The sequence below is a fragment of the Aeromonas sobria genome (genome assembly GCF_050266975.1).
Classification (GTDB): Bacteria; Pseudomonadota; Gammaproteobacteria; order Enterobacterales; family Aeromonadaceae; genus Aeromonas; species Aeromonas sobria_B.
In genome coordinates this window covers 1-250 of sequence record NZ_JBKISU010000154.1, presented here as the reverse complement: position 1 = coordinate 250, position 250 = coordinate 1, and the positions used below count along the sequence as shown (strand labels likewise).

The window sequence follows — 250 nt, the reverse complement described above, 5'->3', positions numbered from 1 at the left end:
GCACATCAGTAATCCGGTCCGGCGCGACCGACTGTTTTTATTCAGTGCCCTGGCCATCGTCTTGCTGACGCTGCTGGGTAAGGCTGGAGACAGTGTCGGTCTAGAGAGAACGATCAAGGTCAATACCCTCAGAGATCCCCTCATTTTTAGAGACTCAAATAATTCCAAGTGTGCGGGTATATAAGCGGTGTTGCTTCAGGTAGTAGATAAATTTATCCATCAACAAGACCGCATTGGTTTCTTTCATTTT

At 46.8% G+C, this 250-nt stretch carries 1 pseudogene; it reads left to right on the top strand.

The features are described 5' to 3' along the window. A pseudogene (locus tag ACLHZ1_RS20890) lies at window positions 1-127 on the top strand (IS4-like element ISAs18 family transposase); the annotation flags it as partial. Between the last annotated feature and the right edge of the window lie 123 nt (window positions 128-250).